We start from the raw sequence: 19,958 nt of genomic DNA on the forward strand, positions 1-19,958 counted from the left end.
TTTCGGTCAGTTGTGTATAGGCCATAGTGCATTTTCCTTTGGCGAGAAAGATGCCTACTATAGCAACTGACCGCCCTTCTGAAAAATTGCACTTATTAGTCGAATCTGCCAGATATTACTTCTTGTGAAGAAAACCAATCTGGTGATGTGAATGAATAACAGAATTAACTTCAAATCATATCAGCAAGTTTTAATTACTGCCTTCCCTTTTATTTTGCTTATGCTTTCACAAAGCTTAAATAGCATTATTGATATGTTCATTGTAGGTAGGATCGGCATGAATGCCATCGCCGCTGTTGGTCTTTGCGGATTTATTTTCTCGATAATGACCAGTTGTGTAACTGGTATAACCATAAGCGTTCAAACTGTAGTTGGTAAGAGCATTGGTGCTGGAAAAATAAATCAAGGTATTAATGCGCTTCATAGTGCAATATTTGTTGCTATAGTTTTAGGTATATTAATCATAGGCTTAGGTTTTTTTATCCCAAAATTCATAACACTGTTTATTCATGATGAAGTTTTAGCTTCTAACTGTATAACTTACCTTCAAGCTCTAGTGTTAGGTGCTCCAGCTATAGGGATTGTCAGGGCTTTTCGAGGTTACTATGGCGGGATCGGTGAGAATAAAATGAGTGTATTAATAATCTTCTCTACTTATTTTTTTAATTTCTTAATAGGTTTTACACTCGTTTCCTTAGGGTATGGAATCAGAGGTGCTGGATTGGGAACATGTTGTGCTTTTTATATAGGTGCCTGCTTGTTTTATTTCAGTGGATATTTTATAGATTCTAAATATCGTTTTTTTAAAGTTACTAAAATTTTTGAACAGATCGGTGAGATATCAAAACTTTCTTTCTATGCAGGTATACAGCAACTCTTCTTTTCGGGTGGGTTTGCAGTCATGTTCATTATTGCTAGCCAAATGAATTCTTCCGCTTTGGCAGTGATAACAGTTCTCAATAATCTTATTCTGCTAAGCATCACACCGTTAATCGGAATGGGAATGGCTTCTGCGGTTTATGTGAGTCGATCTCTTGGAGCAAATAAATATAAGGATGCTAAATCGTGGGGTAATATTGCGGTAAAGTTAGGCTTTGGAATATTCACTATTCAACTCTTCATTTTGATAAATCCACATTACATTATGGGTTTATTCATAAAAGATAATTTTATAGTAAATAATTATATAGGATTGTTTAAAATAACGGTATTGTTTGTTTTTTCTGAGGTTTTTGCTCAAATATTAAAATTCTCTATGTTTGGAGCAGGTTTCAACCGGCAGTTGACAATGGTTACTGTGCCATTGCAGTGGTTTTTTTTCATACCGTTAGCTATTTATCTTTGTCTTTTCAAAAATCATGGCATTGAAATACTATGGTTTTCGTTTCTCGTGTATCGTTTAATTGAATCAATATTCATGCTGATTATTTGGTTAAAAGAAAGTTGGGTTCCTGCTAAGTTTCCTAAATCCGCTGACTGCTAAGGTGTGTATAAGATGAATTTGCTTATTATTGATTTTGAATCCTCTAATTCTAACCCTGTAAGTGAATGGTATAAAGATCACAATTGCTATTTAATTACCTCTATCGAATCATTAAGGCTAATGAGCAATGAAGTGATTTCATCGTTTAAGAAAGTTGTTGGTATTGAAAGTTTACATCCAGATAATGATGACCTTATTTTTTATCATGCAGAAAAGTTGAGAAAAGAAACGGTCTTTGATTACGTTATAGGGGTCAGAGAGTTTGACTTATTATCCGCTGCTTACATAAGAGATAAATGGGGTCTGTCAGGTGCAAGTGTCGAGGCAATAGAAGCATATAGAGACAAAGGTGTGATGAAAAAGATTTTGGAAAGAAATAATGTTTCCATCCCTAAGTTTTCATTGATAAAAAATGCTCTAGATGTTATCAAATTCATTGAGGAGCATGATTATCCCGTCATACTCAAACCACGAACTTCTAAACGTGCACGAGGCATTTCAATACTGAAAAATGACAATGATCTCCATAATTCTTTATATATTGGATTAAAGAAAAATTCCGAAGAGCTAATTAATATGATGGTCGAGGAATTTGTTGATAGCCCAATGTATCATGTTGATGGAGTTGTCTTAAATAATCAGATAAGATTTATTTGGCCTTCATTATATGTGTCAAATTGCATGGACTTTCAGGATGGAAACTATATTTCAAGTTGTTTGTTATTACCTGAGGATAAACTGTTTGATAGAATAATAAAATATGTAAGAAAATGTATTGGGGCACTTCCTTCACCTGTGAATTTTGCTTTTCATGCAGAAGTTTTCCTATGTTCTGACGGAAGTTTTAAATTATGCGAAATCGCTGCTCGTGCAGGCGGTGGGCCAGTAATGACTGCGATAGAAAATATATTTGGCATCAACCCACAAGAGATTGCATTTAATGCTTACATTGGTAATGTGTCAAATGAACAGCTTGACTCTATCAATATTAGGCCAAGCTCAATTTGCGGATGGATAATTATACCAAATAAATTAACCAACTCTTATATTTATAATATTCCTGAATCTTGCCCTTTCCCTCAAGTTACAAGCTATAAAACTTTTGCTAAGGATGGAGATTATTTTTCTGACGAGCGCCAAGTTATAGCTGAAATCACTATAACTTCATCAACTTCGAATGAAGTTAAAAACCTTATCGCCGAGATTATGGAATGGTTCTATAGCCAAATTAATTTTAAAGCAGTTAATTAAGTTGACCTGAGGTTTGTTTAAGAAGGGAACTAAGAGCCTATCCCAATAGGCGTAATTGTAAAGTGCGGTCAAAAGCTAATGCTTTTGTCTGAGCACTGCCCAAGTTCGCTCTTTATGGCAAAGAAGGGCAAATAAAATAGTCCTATTAGGATAGGCAGTAAGTGCCTGAGGCTTAATCAAAGTTTCTGCTCAAGAAAACAAAATCGTAGAAATCCTCAGGCATGTATAATCTAGAAGAACTTTACTGCAACATCGATGACTTTTGCCAACAATTTACCGAAAAAGCCGAGCTTGAATTTACATGATTCTGAAATTGCCGCCCTTAAGCAAATCTGCCGTTAATTAAGCAAATTTCCCCTTACCAATCGTGACATCGGTCCACGCCGTTGCGATAGCCGTTTTCGCCTGACTGTCCAGACTCTCAATAAAACCATTATCACCCACTGCCGGAGCAAAACTGCTCATTGCCTGGATCAAGGAATCCACAGCATTATCTGACAGTGCCGTAAATTCGCGATCCCCTGACGCGTTCTTATCACTCATCCGAGTCACCAATTTAGCGCGATTGCCATTAAAGTAATCATTAAAGATGACAGAACCCACCGATTCAAATCTCCCTTGAGCCGTGTTGTCCTGAGTATGGCGATTCACTGACAGCACCAGATCATACCCGCTACGCTGGAACCACAAATTTTGCCAGTCAACACCGTTAAACAAGATCATATCTTCTGCGTTAATATCGCTCACTCGGTTATCAATCACTTCTTCGCTGACCACAAAGCTATCCACACCTGCACCGCCCCGGAAATGGTTCTGATACCCGCCTAACACCAGCAGATCCTGACCTTCACCGCCATCAAACTGGCTGAACTTCGAAATCGCTGCGGCTATCAGATGATCATCACCTTCTCCACCGTTGATTACCGCATGGTAGCCCATCAGCTTAATCGCATCATTGCCGGAATAACCATCAATCCGGTTGTCATTACCAAATACTCTGGCAAAGTCGTCGCCTCCTCCCAGTTCGGCCTGATTATTATTGCCGATGATCACCGTATAATCCTGACCTTCCCCAGTATCCACCCGATTATAGTTGCCGGAGGTGACAACGTAATCCTGCCCGTTACCCGCATCAATAAAACCGCCTTCACCAAAGACAAATGTCTGGTCATTGCCTTCCCCCATAAAGACATGGTTAATACGCCCGGCCACCACTGCGGTATCATCCCCCTTACCGCCAAACATCCAGTTTTCACGCCCCATCAGGACGCCTAAGTCATTACCTTCACCACCTGAAAAAATATTGGAGGTACCTAGCGAGTAATAGACATCACTACCACGACCACCCCAGAAGTTGTTGTTATCTCCCAGATAAGCGCCAAGATCTTTATCGTCACCGCCCCAGTTGAAGTTATAGTTCCCCAACGATACGTGGATATCGCCATCCCCTTGCAGATGACCGCTGCTACGCAGGAAATCAAACGTTTTTTCTTCCATATTAAGCAGATCTGTCGTCAGGTTTTCTTTCAGGTTAGCCACTAACGATTTCATCTCTCGTTGCTTCTTTTCGCTAAACATCGTTGCAAACAGATTAGGTAAGTTCAGCGCATTAAAACCAAATGCAGGCTTTGATTTATTATTGGTCTGAGCATTTTCTCCATTGATACTCACCGAAGATCCTGATTCCTGACTCTCATCAGGCGCTTTCTCTTTCAGGCCATGACTCTCCACAAATGACCTGACACCTTCCTCGCCCATATCAATGCCCGCCTCCAGGCTATCAAGTAACTTTTCTGGATTGGTGAAAACTTGTAGTTGACTACCACTAAATTCCCCAATCACTTCCAGCATCTCTTGCAGAATTGCCTCACCATCAATCGCTTTGCCTGTACAGGAAATAATTTTCCCCTCTGCGGTGTAGTTCACGCCAAAAATATCCGCTAAGGTGGTATCTGCATTTACACTCGCTAATCGGCCAATCAGTTTATTCTTAAGCTGACGCGGTAAGTCCTGTGGATTATAGGTAAAGGTGGTCTTCGCCATGCCGGTTGCCGAATATTGCTGCGTCATCAAGCCAAACAGCGAACCCAAGTTAGTATCCAGAATCGACTGGATATGGTCTCCGAACATCAGGTTCCAGTTACCGGTTGTCACCTGGATATCGGCGCCACGCCCACCTACAGCAAAGTTGAAAGCCAGTTTTTGATTGGCCTGACGGAATTGTTCTATACGACTTATTTTGCCCATACCAGTGCCCTTGCCATGTTCGCCTAGCCACTGATTAAACTTCTTGTTCAATGTCAATTCAGCATCATACTTCAAACCACGGCTGCTACGCTCATGTTGAGAATCCAGATCAGTCAATGTGTTGTAGTCCACGCTGCTGGTTTGGTCCAAACCGGACATATCCTCTACAAACTTCTTCGCACCGGCGATGGTCCACTGCTGGTCTTGTGCCGCTAACCAATCCTGATCCTCACTGGAACCCGCGACACCTTGCAGTACATCGGTAATACGCGCCACACCATCAAACGGATTAACCAACGGCGGCGTTGGGATGGATTTATCCATCATCACAATCAGGTCATTACTGCGGCCTTGGTTGAAGCTGACATTACGATTACCGATAAACATTTGCGCCCCTTCAAGCGCTTGATAACCTGCAATATCGAAGCTCTGTTTACTGTCGCCATTACCGATGTGCACCATCACATTGTTATCACCGAAGGCCAGTGATTTAAAACCACCGGTACCCACTTTGATACCAACGTTCGAGGTTCCCCAATTGAGTGCGGTAAACTCCCCATCTCCCACATTCACCTGGATATTACCGGAGTAACTGAGCTGATTATTCGCTTTCTCATTGGAATCAATTTGAATCGTATTTTTACGTTTGTTTGGTTTAACAAATTGTTCAACGTTACCCGCGATCGCTCCTTTAATAACAGTATCAGCTTCGGTATGTCCTACCCTAGAGAAGTTAATATCACTTTCGGCAATACCACGGCGAACTAGCTCGGTATGCGTGATCAACTCATTTTGGTTATTCCAACTCAATACGATTTTATTATCAGGCAAATTGTTAACCCATTGGTTATGTTGATCACGGGTAAATTTGCGTCCACTGGCATCAACAGCCACTTCACTACTGCGAGCGGAAACATCGCTGCGAATGCCTTGTTTATCCAACACTGTGATAAAGCGACGAGCAAAGCCATCCCGTTTGTCATCACTTATCAAAGAACAGCCCACAATACTGATGTGATCAGGTTTGTGAGTTATGCTGTTACCCTGATTAACGTTCTGATAAAACCGCGTTAATCTGGTCGCCAGTTCATCAGCAGCGTAACCACTCAGACGAATGTTATTCTGCTCCAACGTATCACGACCATGACCGACAATCTGCCAACGTAACTTACCGGATAATCTGGCAAGATCACCATAAACCACACGATATTTGCCCTTAGAATTAAGTTGAACCACTACGCTAGAATCTGAGTGTTTACCCGCCAGATTAGCCGCGGCTTTGGCAACGACCGGATCATCCTCCATTTGGATAATAATCTGACCATCAAAGCGAGTTTCACGACCATCAGCTTGTGGCGTCACCTTCTCTATTTGCCAGTCACCGAGTAGCCTGCTCGTTTTCTTATCTTGATGAGTATCGTCGATGATAGTAGGTTCTGACTTCTTATTCTTACTCGATAACTCATCTAACTCCTCCACTGTAGGGCGGCTTTGTGGTTTCACCCTGGCATGTTTCTGATAGAATTCCCCAGTTTCTTGGAAAGCGTTATCCAGCGCCCGACTTACCCACACTTTGCCTTCTTCACCGGCAATATCCAACAGATCCCGATAATTGGCAGTGTAGCTATTTAGTAACTGCTTACGTTGTTCATCACCGGTTACCTGTAGTGCCCGATAAACCGCCAGACTTTCGTTGACAGAATGACCACCATCAAATACCAGAAACGCCAGCGTGTTGAGATAGCTCTGTCTGGCCGAGAAAGTAGGCTGTTCACTAGCAATATAGTTATTGAGGTGAACCATGATATTGGTCGAGCCAGAAGCCCCCGTTACCACAGAATGACCTTGCGCTAACGCATTATACTCAAATCTCGTTTCCCATCCGGGGACCAAAATTCGACCCGTAGCAACCTTTCTGCCATACAAAAAGTCATCATGCTTGTTATTAGCAGGCTGGTAGGGTAACGCAGTACCATAATCGTTAGTCTGCTTTTCGGTTATTTCAACTTCATACGTGACATCAGCCCCGCTAGTCAGTTGACTACTGGTCGAACGGGCTTTGGTGATAACATCTTCATAGAAACGATCCCCTTTAACCTTCCACTCTGCACGATCCATCCCCATTCCTGGGGTAATTGCCATTTTTACTGCCAGAAATGGCACCTTAATCACAGCAAAACCATCATCAACCTGAGTCATCATGACGTTGAAATTGGCAAAAGTCGGTTCATCCAGAAACGTCGTCAATTCAGGCACCCGACTAAACCAGGGACGAAAGTCCTTGTTAATGGCCCTAGCGAACCCCGTCATCTTTTTAGCAATAATCTTCTCACGCTCGGCTACATCAGGATAAAAACCTGCTATCCACTGTTCAAATTTCTCTACCAGAAATTGTCCTGTCTGCCTGGAAGTGGTCATGGCATCCTGTGGCGCTGTTTTCACCAATTCATGGGCCAATTCAGAATCAAAATGGCGGCCAAACAGGTTGTCAATATATTGCCCCGTCGTCTTTTCTTTGCCGGCATCAGCCAGTAACTGCTGAGCTAACGTGTGTAATTCAGGATGTGTCTGCAACTGGGTAGCCGCATCCTCAAATAGCTTAATGGTTTCCTGTCGGGTTACTTGTCCGCTAAACCAAAGGTTTTTGGCCCGTTCAATTAGTGGCATACCTTCAGGAATAGCTTCTTGTTGCAATCGGCTAATGAAAACGATCAGGCTTTCACCTTCAGTTTTAGGCGCTTCCCGTTCCGCCGCAGAGTTAATCTGAGTCAATGGCTTGATTTGTAAATCAGTAAGACGATTAATCTCGCTTTGTGCGATATCACCTTTCAGACCTACCACACGCCCGAATCCATCAAAGGATACATATTGATCAAACAGTGCAACATGGTCAGGCGCTAAGCTAACCCCTAAAATCCCGGCTGATTCAGCTCTTTTTGCCTGAAGGTAAGCAACCAATTCCCCCATCTCAAAACGCAGGCTTTTGACTAATCGACCACGCTTGGTAAATTCATTGGGATCATGCTGTTGCCAATGAGCAAGCGCTTGCTCAAGCTGCAACACATGCTGCTCATTAGGTTGTTCGACCGTATTGTTGAAAGCCTCACGTACTGCCACCAGCGCCTTACTGGGCCGATCGGTATTTATCTGACCAAGATATCTTTTTGTCGAATCAATAAACCGTTTGTCACCTTGATTCAGCAAGAAAGGCTCAAACTCTCTCAGGATGGAAGAATGAGATTTAAGGCTATCTCCACCAGCCGTTTGCCCCAATCCTTGCAAATTGATACCCGAAATTACAGGTGCTTTTTTGGTTAACTTTCCAGGTTGATTCGAAATAGGTTCCACAACCCTATCGGATGACGTTCCGGTAAGCAGGGAAATGATCGAAGCACCAACATTTTCTGCGCGAATACTCCTGTTGATCTGTAGCCGATTAATCGCCTGTTGCGCACTACTCAATGCCGCCAAATCTGTGGCTGTTAGCGTTAGATCTTCACTGTTCCAGCCATTAGCTTCCGTTTTGGATTCAGGATTGATATGACTTTTCGGTTTCGCTACGTCGATTGGTGTATACGCTTTTCCAGACAAGCCACTGCCGGTCGCCCCGCTACGATCGGGTTTTGCATCACCAGCCTGTTTCGCACCTTTCGCATCAGCCTGTACCTGAGCGACTTTATTTTTCGCCACCGAACTATCATGTTCACCGCGTTGTTTCGCTTCTTCATACACGGCATAGGCATCACTTTCCGCTTTTGCTGCCCGCAGGCGTTGTAAATCTGCTTCTTTCTGTCTTGATTTCGCTTTTGTACGCGCATCCTCAATATTGTCGTCTGCGTTCTTTATATTCTGATAACCTTGCTCTAAACCTGCTTCTGATTTGCCAATTGCATTTTTTACTTGTTGTTGGTTATCAATAAGGCGCGGCTGTAAACCCGCTAATTTTTTCTGTGAAATAAATTTGGTGTCATCTAATTTCTCCTGAGTACGGTCCAAATATCCCGCAGCAAACCGGTCACGCCACTCATCACCCGATTGACCAGCGTAATTCCCATAGCCATTAAGCGCATCCAGACGTTGAGTCATGGAGAACAGTTCCTTCATTACTGCTCGCTCTTCTCCACTTATTGCATCACGCTGTACTTGTCCATTGGTCTTCAGCGCATTTTGATCCGTTGATTCCAATTGGAATTGTGATTTTGAAATTGTTTTAAGTTGGTCATCCCTTTCTTGTTCCAGAATACGGCGATTCTCCTCCGCTTTCTCTTTATCACTTAACGCATTTTGCGCAGCGCTGCCCTGTTCTGCATGTTTAATAACAGCATCAGCTTGCGATGATGATTCACTCTGAGTCGAATCAACCTTGTCTCCAATATGCAAGGCATTCTGGATAGCCTCAGTATCAGGAGTCTCCACCTGAGTTACCGTGCCACTTAATTTATCACGCAGATCCGAATCAACTTCATCAATGGCATTCATCTGGAAACCATCAATGGCAGAAACTTCGGTTAAATTAATCGCCCCTCGGCTTTTATGGGTTCCAGAAGTATTTGCCTCATTACCGTGAATCAGATAGTTAATTGCGTGGCTACCTTCCACATTTAACACAGTTTGTTTAATACTTTTAAACAGTAAGGGGAGGTTATTACTTTGCGTGTTGCTTTCTGCAATAGAAAGCGTGTAGAAATCACCATTACCCACCTTAATCGCCACATTATTACATGCATAAGAGGCGTTAATCCCCAGGCCATCACCAACATGAATATTGGCATTGCTTTTACCTTTCATGATCGCAACATTAAGACCCTGCCCGACTTTAGTATTAACGTTATATTCACCCCACACTGCGTTAACGGAAACACCATCACCCACGTTGGTATTGACATTAAAATCGCCATGCGTCGCGGTGACACTTAAACCATTCCCCACCGTGGTCGTGATATTGGCTTTGCCTTTTGCCGCAGTAACCTGCATACCGTCACCCACTTTGGTGACAATATTTCCTTCACTCCACAAGGTATTAAAGCTGTCACCATTACCGACCTGAGTCACAATGTTGGCATCCGCTTTGGCAAGCACGACATTGCGCCCATCACCGACCTTGGTAATCACATTAGCTTTGCCCCAAGCGCCGGTATAATCATCACCTTGCCCCACATGGGTGATGATATTGGCATCACCCTGAACAACCGTGACTTGCTGATTATTACCCACTTTGGTAATAATGTTTGCTTTACCTTTCGCGAAGTTATAACGGTCACCATCACCAACCTGCGTTAGAATATTAGCATCCCCCCAAACAGCATTAACGCCGATACCACCCCCCACTTTGGTAATGATATTGGCTTTCCCTTTGGCGAACCCCACCGTCACGCCATGACCAACATGGGTCATGATGTTACCCACATCGGAAATAAGTAAACCGACTGTTGTCCCGTCCCCTACCTTCGTTAGAATATTGCCCTTACCGAATAGCACGGCAACAGTAGTTGATGATCCCTTATGAGTGATGACATTCGCCTCCGCCGCCGCAACCACCCCCATAAAATCATCGCCCACTTTGGTGACAATATTCGCCTCTCCTAACGCTAAAACGCCGGTTAAGCCATTGCCGGAATGAGTCATGATATTGGCTTGACCAAACATTGCCGCCAATGTTGTACCATCACCAACCCTGGTCATTACATTCAGCTCGCCGGCAAACAAGCCAATACTGGTGCCATTACCTACATGCGAATAGATATTGGCCTCACCAATCATCAAACCGAGCGCCAAATCATTGCCCGCTTTCGTCAGGATATTGCCCTGCCCGATCATCGCGGCAAAGGTTGAGCCATTACCAATATGGGTCATCACATTGGCCTCACCGATCATTGCTGCCAGCGTCATGCCGTTACCCACTTTGGTGGCGATATTGCCTTTAGCCAACATCAAGGCAACACTCATTTCATCACCAATGTGAGTAAACACATTGCCGGCGGCTATCATCAATGCCAACGCTTTACCATCCCCCACTTTGGTAAAAACATTCCCCAATCCCCCCATCAATCCCCATGCATCACCGTTGCCAACATGAGTAAAGATATTGCCCACACCAATCATGGCCGCAATCGCCGTTCCATTACCCACTTTGGTAAAGACATTGCCTGCGGCTCCCATAACTCCCAGAGTCTGATTGCCACCGACATGAGTCAGCACATTACCTATGCCGAGCATGATACCCGTGGTGTCACCATTTTCGATTTTGGTCAAGATATTAGCGCCACCTAACATCACCCCCGTCGTACTTCCATTGCCAATGTGAGTAAACACATTGGCACCACCGCCCATCAGCGCAATAGCTTTACCTCTGCCCTTTTTCGTCAGAATATTGGCACCACCTAATGCAACCGCCGTGGTGCCTGATATTTTATCATCGCCGAGATGCGTGATAATGTTCGCGCCACCAAGCATACCGGCAACCAAATCACCGGCACCAAGCTTAGTCAGCACATTGGCGCCACCCACCAGTACCGAGGAGACCTTCCCCTTACCTGTTTGGGTCATCACATTAAAACCGCCGGCACCTAACCAATTAGCGTTGCCATTACCTATTTGGTCATGAGTGTTGTAACCCCCAAACATGATAACTCGGCTATCGCCATTGCCTTGGTGGATCGAGATATTACCCATTGCCAAAAGATGAGCCAGATATCGCCCATCACCGATTCGAACCAATACGTTCGCTGCACCGCCAGCGTAAACATCCATTTCTCCACGCTGGCTTTGATGAACCAATACGTTTGCCAGACCTGCACCACGGAACGTCAGATCGCCCTGTTCCCCCTTTTTCACGATGACATTAGCAGCACCCGCGCCTTCAAAATTGACATTGCCGCGTATGACACTGGAGGTAATGACGTTGCCACCCCCCATGCCCTTGAAATCAATATCACCGGAGCTGTCACCTATGCCCGCAGATAATTTCACCAACTCCTGATGACTGTACTCTTCGGTATGTGCTAAGTGCTCAGAAACACGGCATACTGAATTCACTTTGTATTGCAGATTAGTTAGCGAATATCCGCCCATACCCATTGAGCGATAACCATTTTTGAATGAAAAATCTTCAGCAGCCAGATTACCGGTATGATCACCTGCTTTGTACCACGCACTGGCATAATATTGCAGCGCGCCGGTTTCAGGATTATTCGCCAATTCAACCATCACCACTTTGGTATATGACTCAACATACTTGGCATAAATATAAGTGTTCGGTTGACAGTTCGATTTCACCGCTGAAACATCTAATATCAAACCACCAGAATGGATTGCATACCCATGCATCTTGGCATCAATTAACGTGATATCTCCTGCTCGGGCATTGGTTCCACCGGCATAAGTCACCCACTGGTTCTCCTGCAAATCTTCTTCAACAGTATGTTGAATAATAACAGGGTGATGATGTTCGAAGATTAAATTAGAGAGACGGTAACCACCATTGATGCCTATATCAGTAAATCCATTGCTTGAAGAGATATTCTCCGTAGCAAGATTCTTAAGGTGATTTCCCTGTTTATACCAAGAAGTGGCGTAATAATTGAGCTTACCGGTTTCAGGATCATTTCGGAGTTGGACTTTGCTAATCTTAGTGTACATTTCATCGGCAAATGCAAAGAGGTAAGTGTTAGGCTCGATAGTTGATTTAATACCTGTTACTTGTTGGGATTGCTGAATCCAACTTCCTCCCATCGTCGCCGTTATTAATACAATCTCTTCAGCTTTAGCATATTCCAGAGTGCCATCACGAGAACCGCTATCTGCGTCGATTCTTGATATTTCATTGTAAGCACCGGCACCATCGAAAGTAATATCACCATGTGCGACATCAGAATAGATCCGGTTATAACCCCCTGCCCCTTCAAATTCGATATTACCGTGCGTCTGTCCATATTGATCTTGACTTTGGCGCAAACGCTCAATACGGTTTGATGCCCCGGCGCCATGCAAAATAATATTGCCTTCTCTACCTTTACGTATAATGTGGTTATCAGCCCCGGCACCTGTGAAATTAATATTGCCACTTTCAACCAACGAACTGATACTATTCGCTGCTCCCCCACCGTCAAATTTCACATCACCGTGGCTTGTCTCATAGTGATCATACCAGGTACGGTCAATTTTATTACCGGCACCAGCGCCGGCAAAATTTAAATTACCTTGATTCGTTTCATGCCATAATTCGTTATAACCACCAACACCGTTAAAAGTCACATTACCGGATTGTCCTTTGCGATTCAGGCCATTATAAGCCGCTGCTCCTGAGAAATTGAGATCACCGTGGTCACCCTGATGATCCATAAAAACACCCCCTGCCGCACCAGTAAATGAAATATTACCATTACCACTTTTATCAATACCCGAATAACCCGCAGCGCCATGTACGGCCAGATTACCTTCCTTATCCACTACTTTTAAATATCCGGCGCTACCATCGACTACCTTGTTGCCAGAATCGGCATAAACTGTTGCTCCAATTGACCCGAGGATAATACGATCATCTCCCCCTTTGGCATAAATAACCCCTCCGACACCAATAGCAACAATATTATTGCCATCATCATCGTCGTAGTATTTTCCAGTAAAGAAATATTCTGTACTGCGGTTTGATGATTTTCCCATAAACAATCCCTTAATTTAAACTGAGGTTAAATAGAAAACCACTGCATCTGACAGATACAGAAGCGGTTTTGAGAATCTAGTTTTCCGCGGACAGAGCAAATCCACCGTTCTTCCCACGGTAAAAAAATATAATGACAGCCATCACTCAGGCATTATTTATAAAATTATGTCTAATTAGATAGATTATTCTAACTCTATTGAGTTATTACTCCATTGATTGTTTTCTTTCTAATCAACGAAATAATGAAAAAAAACGCCTTTGTTATAACTGATATCAGAAGTGATTTGTTCGAAATTTTTAAACATATTTCTTCCTCAACAAGAAATTTACTGACAAAGATTATAAAATATATAGTGAAGCAAAAACCCTAAGCTCAGAGATATAATAGACTTATATATCTACAAATACGGTTAAATGAATAAGCAGAATAAAATAATATAGAGCAAAAACTCAAAATCAATATTAATATATAAGAAAGTCTGTTTACCCCCCATATATTGCCCTATATCCCTACATTGATATTAACAATACAAATAAAATAGTGAAAAATAATATCAACTTACAGGTTAACTTTTTGTTTTTATTAGTATAATTAAAAAATTTTCATAAATAAAATTACTAAGGTTAAATTATTAACATTATTGCATCAGAAATGCAGGAAAATTTAACTTATTAGTCGAATCCGCCGCAATTAAGCGGCATACCCCTTTATTTACTTACCTGTTTTAATTACCTCTTTGTCGATAAAGTTAAAATCATTATATGAAATTCTACCAATTAGGATATCCTCTGATTCTTGATACCTATCAAGAGAAAGTAACTCAAAGATAAAATTCGTCAATAATGCATTCTGAATCACAACTTGGCTTTTTACTCAAGTCCTTTGAATATGAACTAATAAGGTTAGGAAAAAATTTATGTTAGCGTCGTTCATTAAGTATTTACTACTTAATCCCAAGAGAGTCACTATTGTCAACTACCCTTTTAAAAGGGTAATGAGCACAAACAATGTAAAAAGCTAAGAGCATATACCCTATGGATTTCAAGATGCATCGCGGCGGCAAGGGAGCGAATCCCCGGGAGCATAGAGAACGATGTGACCGGGGTGAGTGAGTGCAGCCAACAAAGAGGTAACTTGAAAGATAACGGGTATATACTTAACACAACAGGCGTAATCTATTTAGTCCAATCTTTATGTCACATCAAAAATATGACCAAAAACCATCATTTTTTTCATGCCGCTGTTCAGATTTTCTCTTTATTACAAAGACGAGTAAATCAAATAGTTTAACAGAACAGCTCTTAAGCATTAGGACAAATAATTATTGAACAACTGACAACAATGAGGATGCTGATAATTTCAACTATAATCTGCAATTATTGACCATTAATAATACCTATTTTTCAGCTAAAAATAGCTGATATCAGGCACAGCAGCGAGCACAGCAACAACCTCTACTTGATCTTTCAATAAATCATTTAAATAATCTTCATCTAAAATAGTATATATAGTTATATTCCTCTCTATTTAAAGTTTCATTATTAAATAGTAAAAATTCAATTAATAAACATACGCTTTTTGACGAGAAAAGCATTATATTCTATTATATGGCTGTCCACTTAAGACATAATCGAAAAAGCAACCATTCAGATAATGATTTAAATAGGAATTTAGGAGTTACTATGTCAAACATACGAAATAAATCCACTCTTATTACACCACAATTAACCCTGATGTGGGACAAAAGCAATGAACCTTGGGGTGCCAGAGATCATCAGTCAAGATTTATTTATGCTAACCCTGCTTTCTATCAACTACTCAACCTTCCTAAAGATTTCGATATTATCGGGCTTACCATGGGTGAATTACCCTCGCCTATCGCCGAATATGCAGAAGAAGTCCACCGTCAGGATCAAAAAGCCATCCAAACTATGCAACGCATCACTTCACTGGAAACACATCGGTTTGGAGAAAATAACGTCAAACAAAGCTATATTTGTGATAAATTTCCCCTTTATGATGAGAATAATGATTGCATTGGGATCTTCTTTCATATGTATCAACCTCAAAACTTTTCTGTTTCTTACTATTATGACAGAACATCGCCATCAAACCTGGAATTTACGCCACCAAATAATCTATTGACGCAAACCGAGTGGGAGGTGCTTTTTCTAACCCTGCGATCACAGGATGAAGAGAGCATCGGTGAAGAATTAACGATGAGCACAGAAGATGTTGTTAATCATATTCAGTCAATTTACCAGAAATTTAATTTACCACCACAGATAGAATTAGCAGATTTCTGTAAGAAGAATAACTATCATCTTTATATTCCTGAACGTTTTATTACTATTGGTAGTAAGGAATTGTAAATTTATAAAACATTAATTACACGGCAGGATCTCATTATGAGAAAATTTAATAGGATAAATATTTCATCTCAAGTCATTAATACCATGCAGCAAAGTAATGAACCTTGGGGGATCAAAGATAAAAAGTCGTGCTGGATTTTTGGCAACGAGGCATGTAAATCTCTTCAAAATTTTCAAAAATCATTTGATTATGAAGGACGGTATGACAATGAATTTCCTTGGGATGGTGCTGAATTTGCAAAAGAATTTGTTATTCACGATCAAAGTGTAATGGAGAAAGACATAAGAATATGTTCACTTGAAACACATATGTTTGGAAAAGATAAATTTCTATCATCTTATTTCTGTGAAAAATATCCATTCTATAATGATGAAAACGAATGTATCGGCATCATTGCCCATGCATGGAAAGCTCAGGATTTCTCATTTACCCGTCTATTTTATGGAAAACTACCATCATCTATTCTGTTCTCTCCACCAACTGATATATTTACGCAACGGGAATGGGATGTTATTTTCCTCATGTTACATAAGTATACCAGTAAGCAAATCGGTAGGATGTTAAATATCTCCTATCGTACGGTTGAAACCCATTTCTCACGAATATATAAACGAATTGGTGTTCATTCTAGCCGTCAATTAGAAGAATATTGCCGCACGAATGACTATGACCTCTACGTGCCAGAGAGATTTGTGAACCGGGAAAGCAGAATATTTCCTTAGGCCCCAAATCACAATAAGATTTTTATTATGAAGAAGAACTATGCAATATCACCTCAGATTAGGTAATGAACTGTAGGGAGGTAAAAGATAGTTCTTCATGCTTTATTTACGGCAATCCAGCAACAAAATAATTCACTCATAATATTAATAAATTATTTGATTGCAAGAAGCCTTACTACATAATTCATTGTTTTAAATATAATAAATAGGCAACCAAAACAATAAGTCAAATAACAAGCAACAATTCATTCTGCCATAACATATAACACTAGAAAATTCTTATGAAAAACATCAATTTTATCGCTATATCCCAGAAAGCGCTAGGGAATCTCAAAGTAGAACGTTTATTTAAGCTGAAAATTTTCAAGGAGTCTTTATGAAGAACTATACGATATCACCTCAAATTATCAACACGATGGCAATCAGCAATGAGCCGTGGGGAATAAAAGATAGTTCTTCAAATTTCATTTATGGTAACTCAGCAACAAAGAAATATATTCATAACTTTAAAGCATCATTTAATTATGATGGACTTTATGATCATGAACTCCCTTGGGACGGCGCTGAATTTGCTAAGGAATTTATTATTCAAGATAGTATGGTCATGGCAAAAGAACAGAGAATATGTTCAGTTGAAACACATATATTCGGACAAGATCAAATGTTATCATCTTACTTTTGTGAAAAATTGCCTTTTTATCATGAAGATGGAAATTGTATCGGCGTCATGTATCATTGTTGGGAAGCTAAAAGCTACTCATTAGCCAGCCTACATCAATATTATAAAAAACTACCGGCATCCATTATGCTTCAACCACCAAGCGATATTTTTACGCCGCGTGAATGGGATATCATCTTTTTCTTTTTACAAAAATACACCAGACAACAAATTAGACAGATATTAAATATTGCTTATCGTACCATTGAAACCTATATGGCCCAGATATATAACAAGATAGGGATTCATTCCAGCCAACAACTGGAAGAATATTGTTTAGCGAATAATTTTCATCATTATGTACCAGAAAAATTCTTATTGTCATAGCAATTTTATTATTAAACCATTTTGTTCCTGACAATAGTATTCAATCTGGACGTACCAGAATAAATAACGGTAGCCTTGATCTATTAATAAGGCTACCGCTGAAACAGCATTATTAACGCTATTATGGCAAAACGAATTAAAATAATTTTTCTCTCTTTTTCTTATTTAAAAATTTATTTACTTCGACATCGAGATAATAGCACCAGAAATTTACAAACAAGGGAGAATGTGAAAGGGTTGAGAGGGATGGTGAGCATGTGCATTTGCGGGTAACCTATCCGACAAATGATAAGTATATCAACAACCAATATTACCGGACTTAAAAACAACATATAATCTAATAAAGCCATTAGCGATATAAATCAAGCCTCCCATTAGTGAATTATTTAAAACACTATCCCTCTCACTTCATCGCTATTCGAAAGCATCCGGTCCTCTACGAAAGGTTTTCGTTATTGCATCCCAAAACGCGATCAATTCATCTTCGGTATATGGCGTTGCAGGTAACTGGTAATTCATTAACATAATAACAACACAGATTTTTTTATCATCCAATACCATATCATTTGCAATAAAATCAAATTGATAACGCGGATTATTATCAAGAGATTGCATACCTACTGCTAATAACTCTTCCCCATGAATCCCATTTATTTCTCTTTCCCTCTTTCTTATTACCTTGCCATAGTTAATAAACCAATCCCTTTCAATCGCACTAATACGTTCAAGTAAAGTGCCTTCCCCTTTAAAGTCATTAATAATTTCAAGACTGAATGTGAAATTATCATCCTGATTTCCTTGATAGACAAACTTTATATTTTCTTTTTCATTATTATAGTCGGCAACAAAGCCATCAGGGATACAGATTCCTACCTCTATCGGAATATCACTATCCTTTCTGCCACTGATTCTGGCAATTAGCCTTTGCATTTTGTCCAGAGTTTGAGAAAACATTTTATATTGGCTTTCATTCAATCCAGATTTTATATAAAGGTTTCTTGAATAACTATATTTATCATCTGATATCTCCATAAATTTCATTTCTATAATAAAAGCAACCTCATTATCATATAAATGGGCTTCTAATATTCTGGAAAAGCCGGGTTCACTGACACTATTATTTCTATCAAAAATCACACCATATAATTTTCCCTGGAGATGATAAACTTTCTTTAAAAAGGGCAGATCTTTCGGATCGGCAGTTTTAGTCGTCCTTAATTTTTGCTCTCTTATCTCTATGCGCTGTTCAAATGCGGATAGATGCATACGCTTGGTTTCTATTTTTGCATCATCAATAAATATCTCATTGTTGATGATGTTTTCAAATGCCAAGGGAATATCAATCAGATAACGCCCGATACAACGAGTCTGCATATTGGCTAATATCTCAGTTTTCATTCTCTTTTCCTTCTCTTTTCCTTTTTAGGTTAAAACGGGATAATAATGGGCAGAGAAATATCACTGCCACAGAATATAAGTGCCTATCTTTTTTCGCATCACGGTTGAGAGCTTCATGAAAAAACGGCGTACTGAGCAGCATGCCGTTGGCGTAGCGATTGACTAGTTCAGCGGCGATAATGAATTCACGTTGTAAACTTACTTCCATTATTCTCCCTATATCAGTACGTAAATCCTTCGGTAAACTGGAACTAGCTACTTTCAAAGGAGCACCTACCGCAAAAGCCGCTGCATAACATCATGCATAAACAGGATGAGCGATTTCTGATTTTTTCTATCTTCTTAACGGGTGCTTATAAAGATCAACTCTTTTTTTCAAAAAAATACGATTTTTTAATGTCCCCCATTGTCACCACCGATATAACAGCATGTTGAACAAAATATTTAAACTTCATGACAATAACATGACATTTATTGACATCAAGATAACCCCATAGCAACATGCCCTCTTCACTGAGAAAAGCATAATCATGGCTCTCACCCATATAGCCAAATGTTTTAATCGGAATATCTGTAGTGATATTTATCCTGACAGCTATTCTGTTAACAAAGACAGTTAACGATTACGCTATTTCCTCATTTACCTCCATGGGTGGTTATCATACTTAAGGGTGTAAGAATTGTTTACACGCGTAGACAATGCTGAGAAATAGGATTTCTCCTCTAGCGTCAGGTGTCGGACTTGATAAAAAAATAAAGCACCGAAGTGATTAACA

The 19,958-nt window shown here is 40.5% G+C and carries 8 protein-coding genes; 5 read left to right on the forward strand and 3 right to left on the reverse strand.

Translation table 11 applies throughout. The features are described from left to right. Positions 1-151 precede the first annotated feature (151 nt). On the forward strand, positions 152-1,483 hold the full coding sequence (locus tag ACGF5R_RS10680; protein ID WP_112876317.1) for an MATE family efflux transporter: 1,332 nt from the start codon (positions 152-154) through the stop codon (positions 1,481-1,483). 12 nt (positions 1,484-1,495) lie between these two features. Further along, on the forward strand, positions 1,496-2,734 hold the full coding sequence (locus ACGF5R_RS10685) for an acetyl-CoA carboxylase biotin carboxylase subunit family protein (RefSeq protein WP_262980813.1): 1,239 nt from the start codon (positions 1,496-1,498) through the stop codon (positions 2,732-2,734). Positions 2,735-3,076: 342 nt separating this feature from the next. Here ACGF5R_RS10685 and rtxA read toward each other — a convergent pair whose 3' ends face one another. Next, positions 3,077-13,642, reverse strand: a complete 10,566-nt coding sequence (gene rtxA, locus ACGF5R_RS10690; protein ID WP_387690812.1) for an MARTX multifunctional-autoprocessing repeats-in-toxin holotoxin RtxA — start codon at positions 13,640-13,642, stop codon at positions 3,077-3,079. A gap of 1,684 nt (positions 13,643-15,326) precedes the next feature. Here rtxA and ACGF5R_RS10695 point away from each other — a divergent pair. The 3 genes from ACGF5R_RS10695 to ACGF5R_RS10705 all read left to right on the forward strand — a co-directional run bounded on the left by ACGF5R_RS10695 (position 15,327) and on the right by ACGF5R_RS10705 (position 17,784). Continuing rightward, positions 15,327-16,016, forward strand: coding sequence for a PAS domain-containing protein (locus ACGF5R_RS10695; protein WP_387690814.1), 690 nt, complete (start codon positions 15,327-15,329; stop codon positions 16,014-16,016). A 36-nt stretch (positions 16,017-16,052) separates the two neighbouring features. Further along, entirely contained in the window at positions 16,053-16,739 is a 687-nt protein-coding gene (locus tag ACGF5R_RS10700) for a helix-turn-helix transcriptional regulator (protein ID WP_387690816.1), read from the forward strand. A gap of 376 nt (positions 16,740-17,115) precedes the next feature. After that, positions 17,116-17,784, forward strand: coding sequence for a helix-turn-helix transcriptional regulator (locus tag ACGF5R_RS10705; RefSeq protein ID WP_262980816.1), 669 nt, complete (start codon positions 17,116-17,118; stop codon positions 17,782-17,784). Between the two features lie 414 nt (positions 17,785-18,198). On the opposite strand, the gene ACGF5R_RS10710 is transcribed toward ACGF5R_RS10705, so the two are convergent. Together ACGF5R_RS10710 and ACGF5R_RS10715 are read right to left on the reverse strand one after the other, a co-directional pair. After that, positions 18,199-19,182: a T6SS immunity protein Tli4 family protein gene (locus ACGF5R_RS10710; protein WP_112876323.1), complete on the reverse strand. Its 984-nt coding sequence runs from the start codon at positions 19,180-19,182 to the stop codon at positions 18,199-18,201. Beyond that, entirely contained in the window at positions 19,172-19,390 is a 219-nt protein-coding gene (locus tag ACGF5R_RS10715) for a hypothetical protein (protein WP_262980817.1), read from the reverse strand. Before ACGF5R_RS10715 ends, ACGF5R_RS10710 begins: the two co-directional genes overlap by 11 nt. Between the last annotated feature and the right edge of the window lie 568 nt (positions 19,391-19,958).

The organism is Photorhabdus sp. RM71S, assembly GCF_042879355.1.
Taxonomy (GTDB): domain Bacteria; phylum Pseudomonadota; class Gammaproteobacteria; order Enterobacterales; family Enterobacteriaceae; genus Photorhabdus; species Photorhabdus kayaii.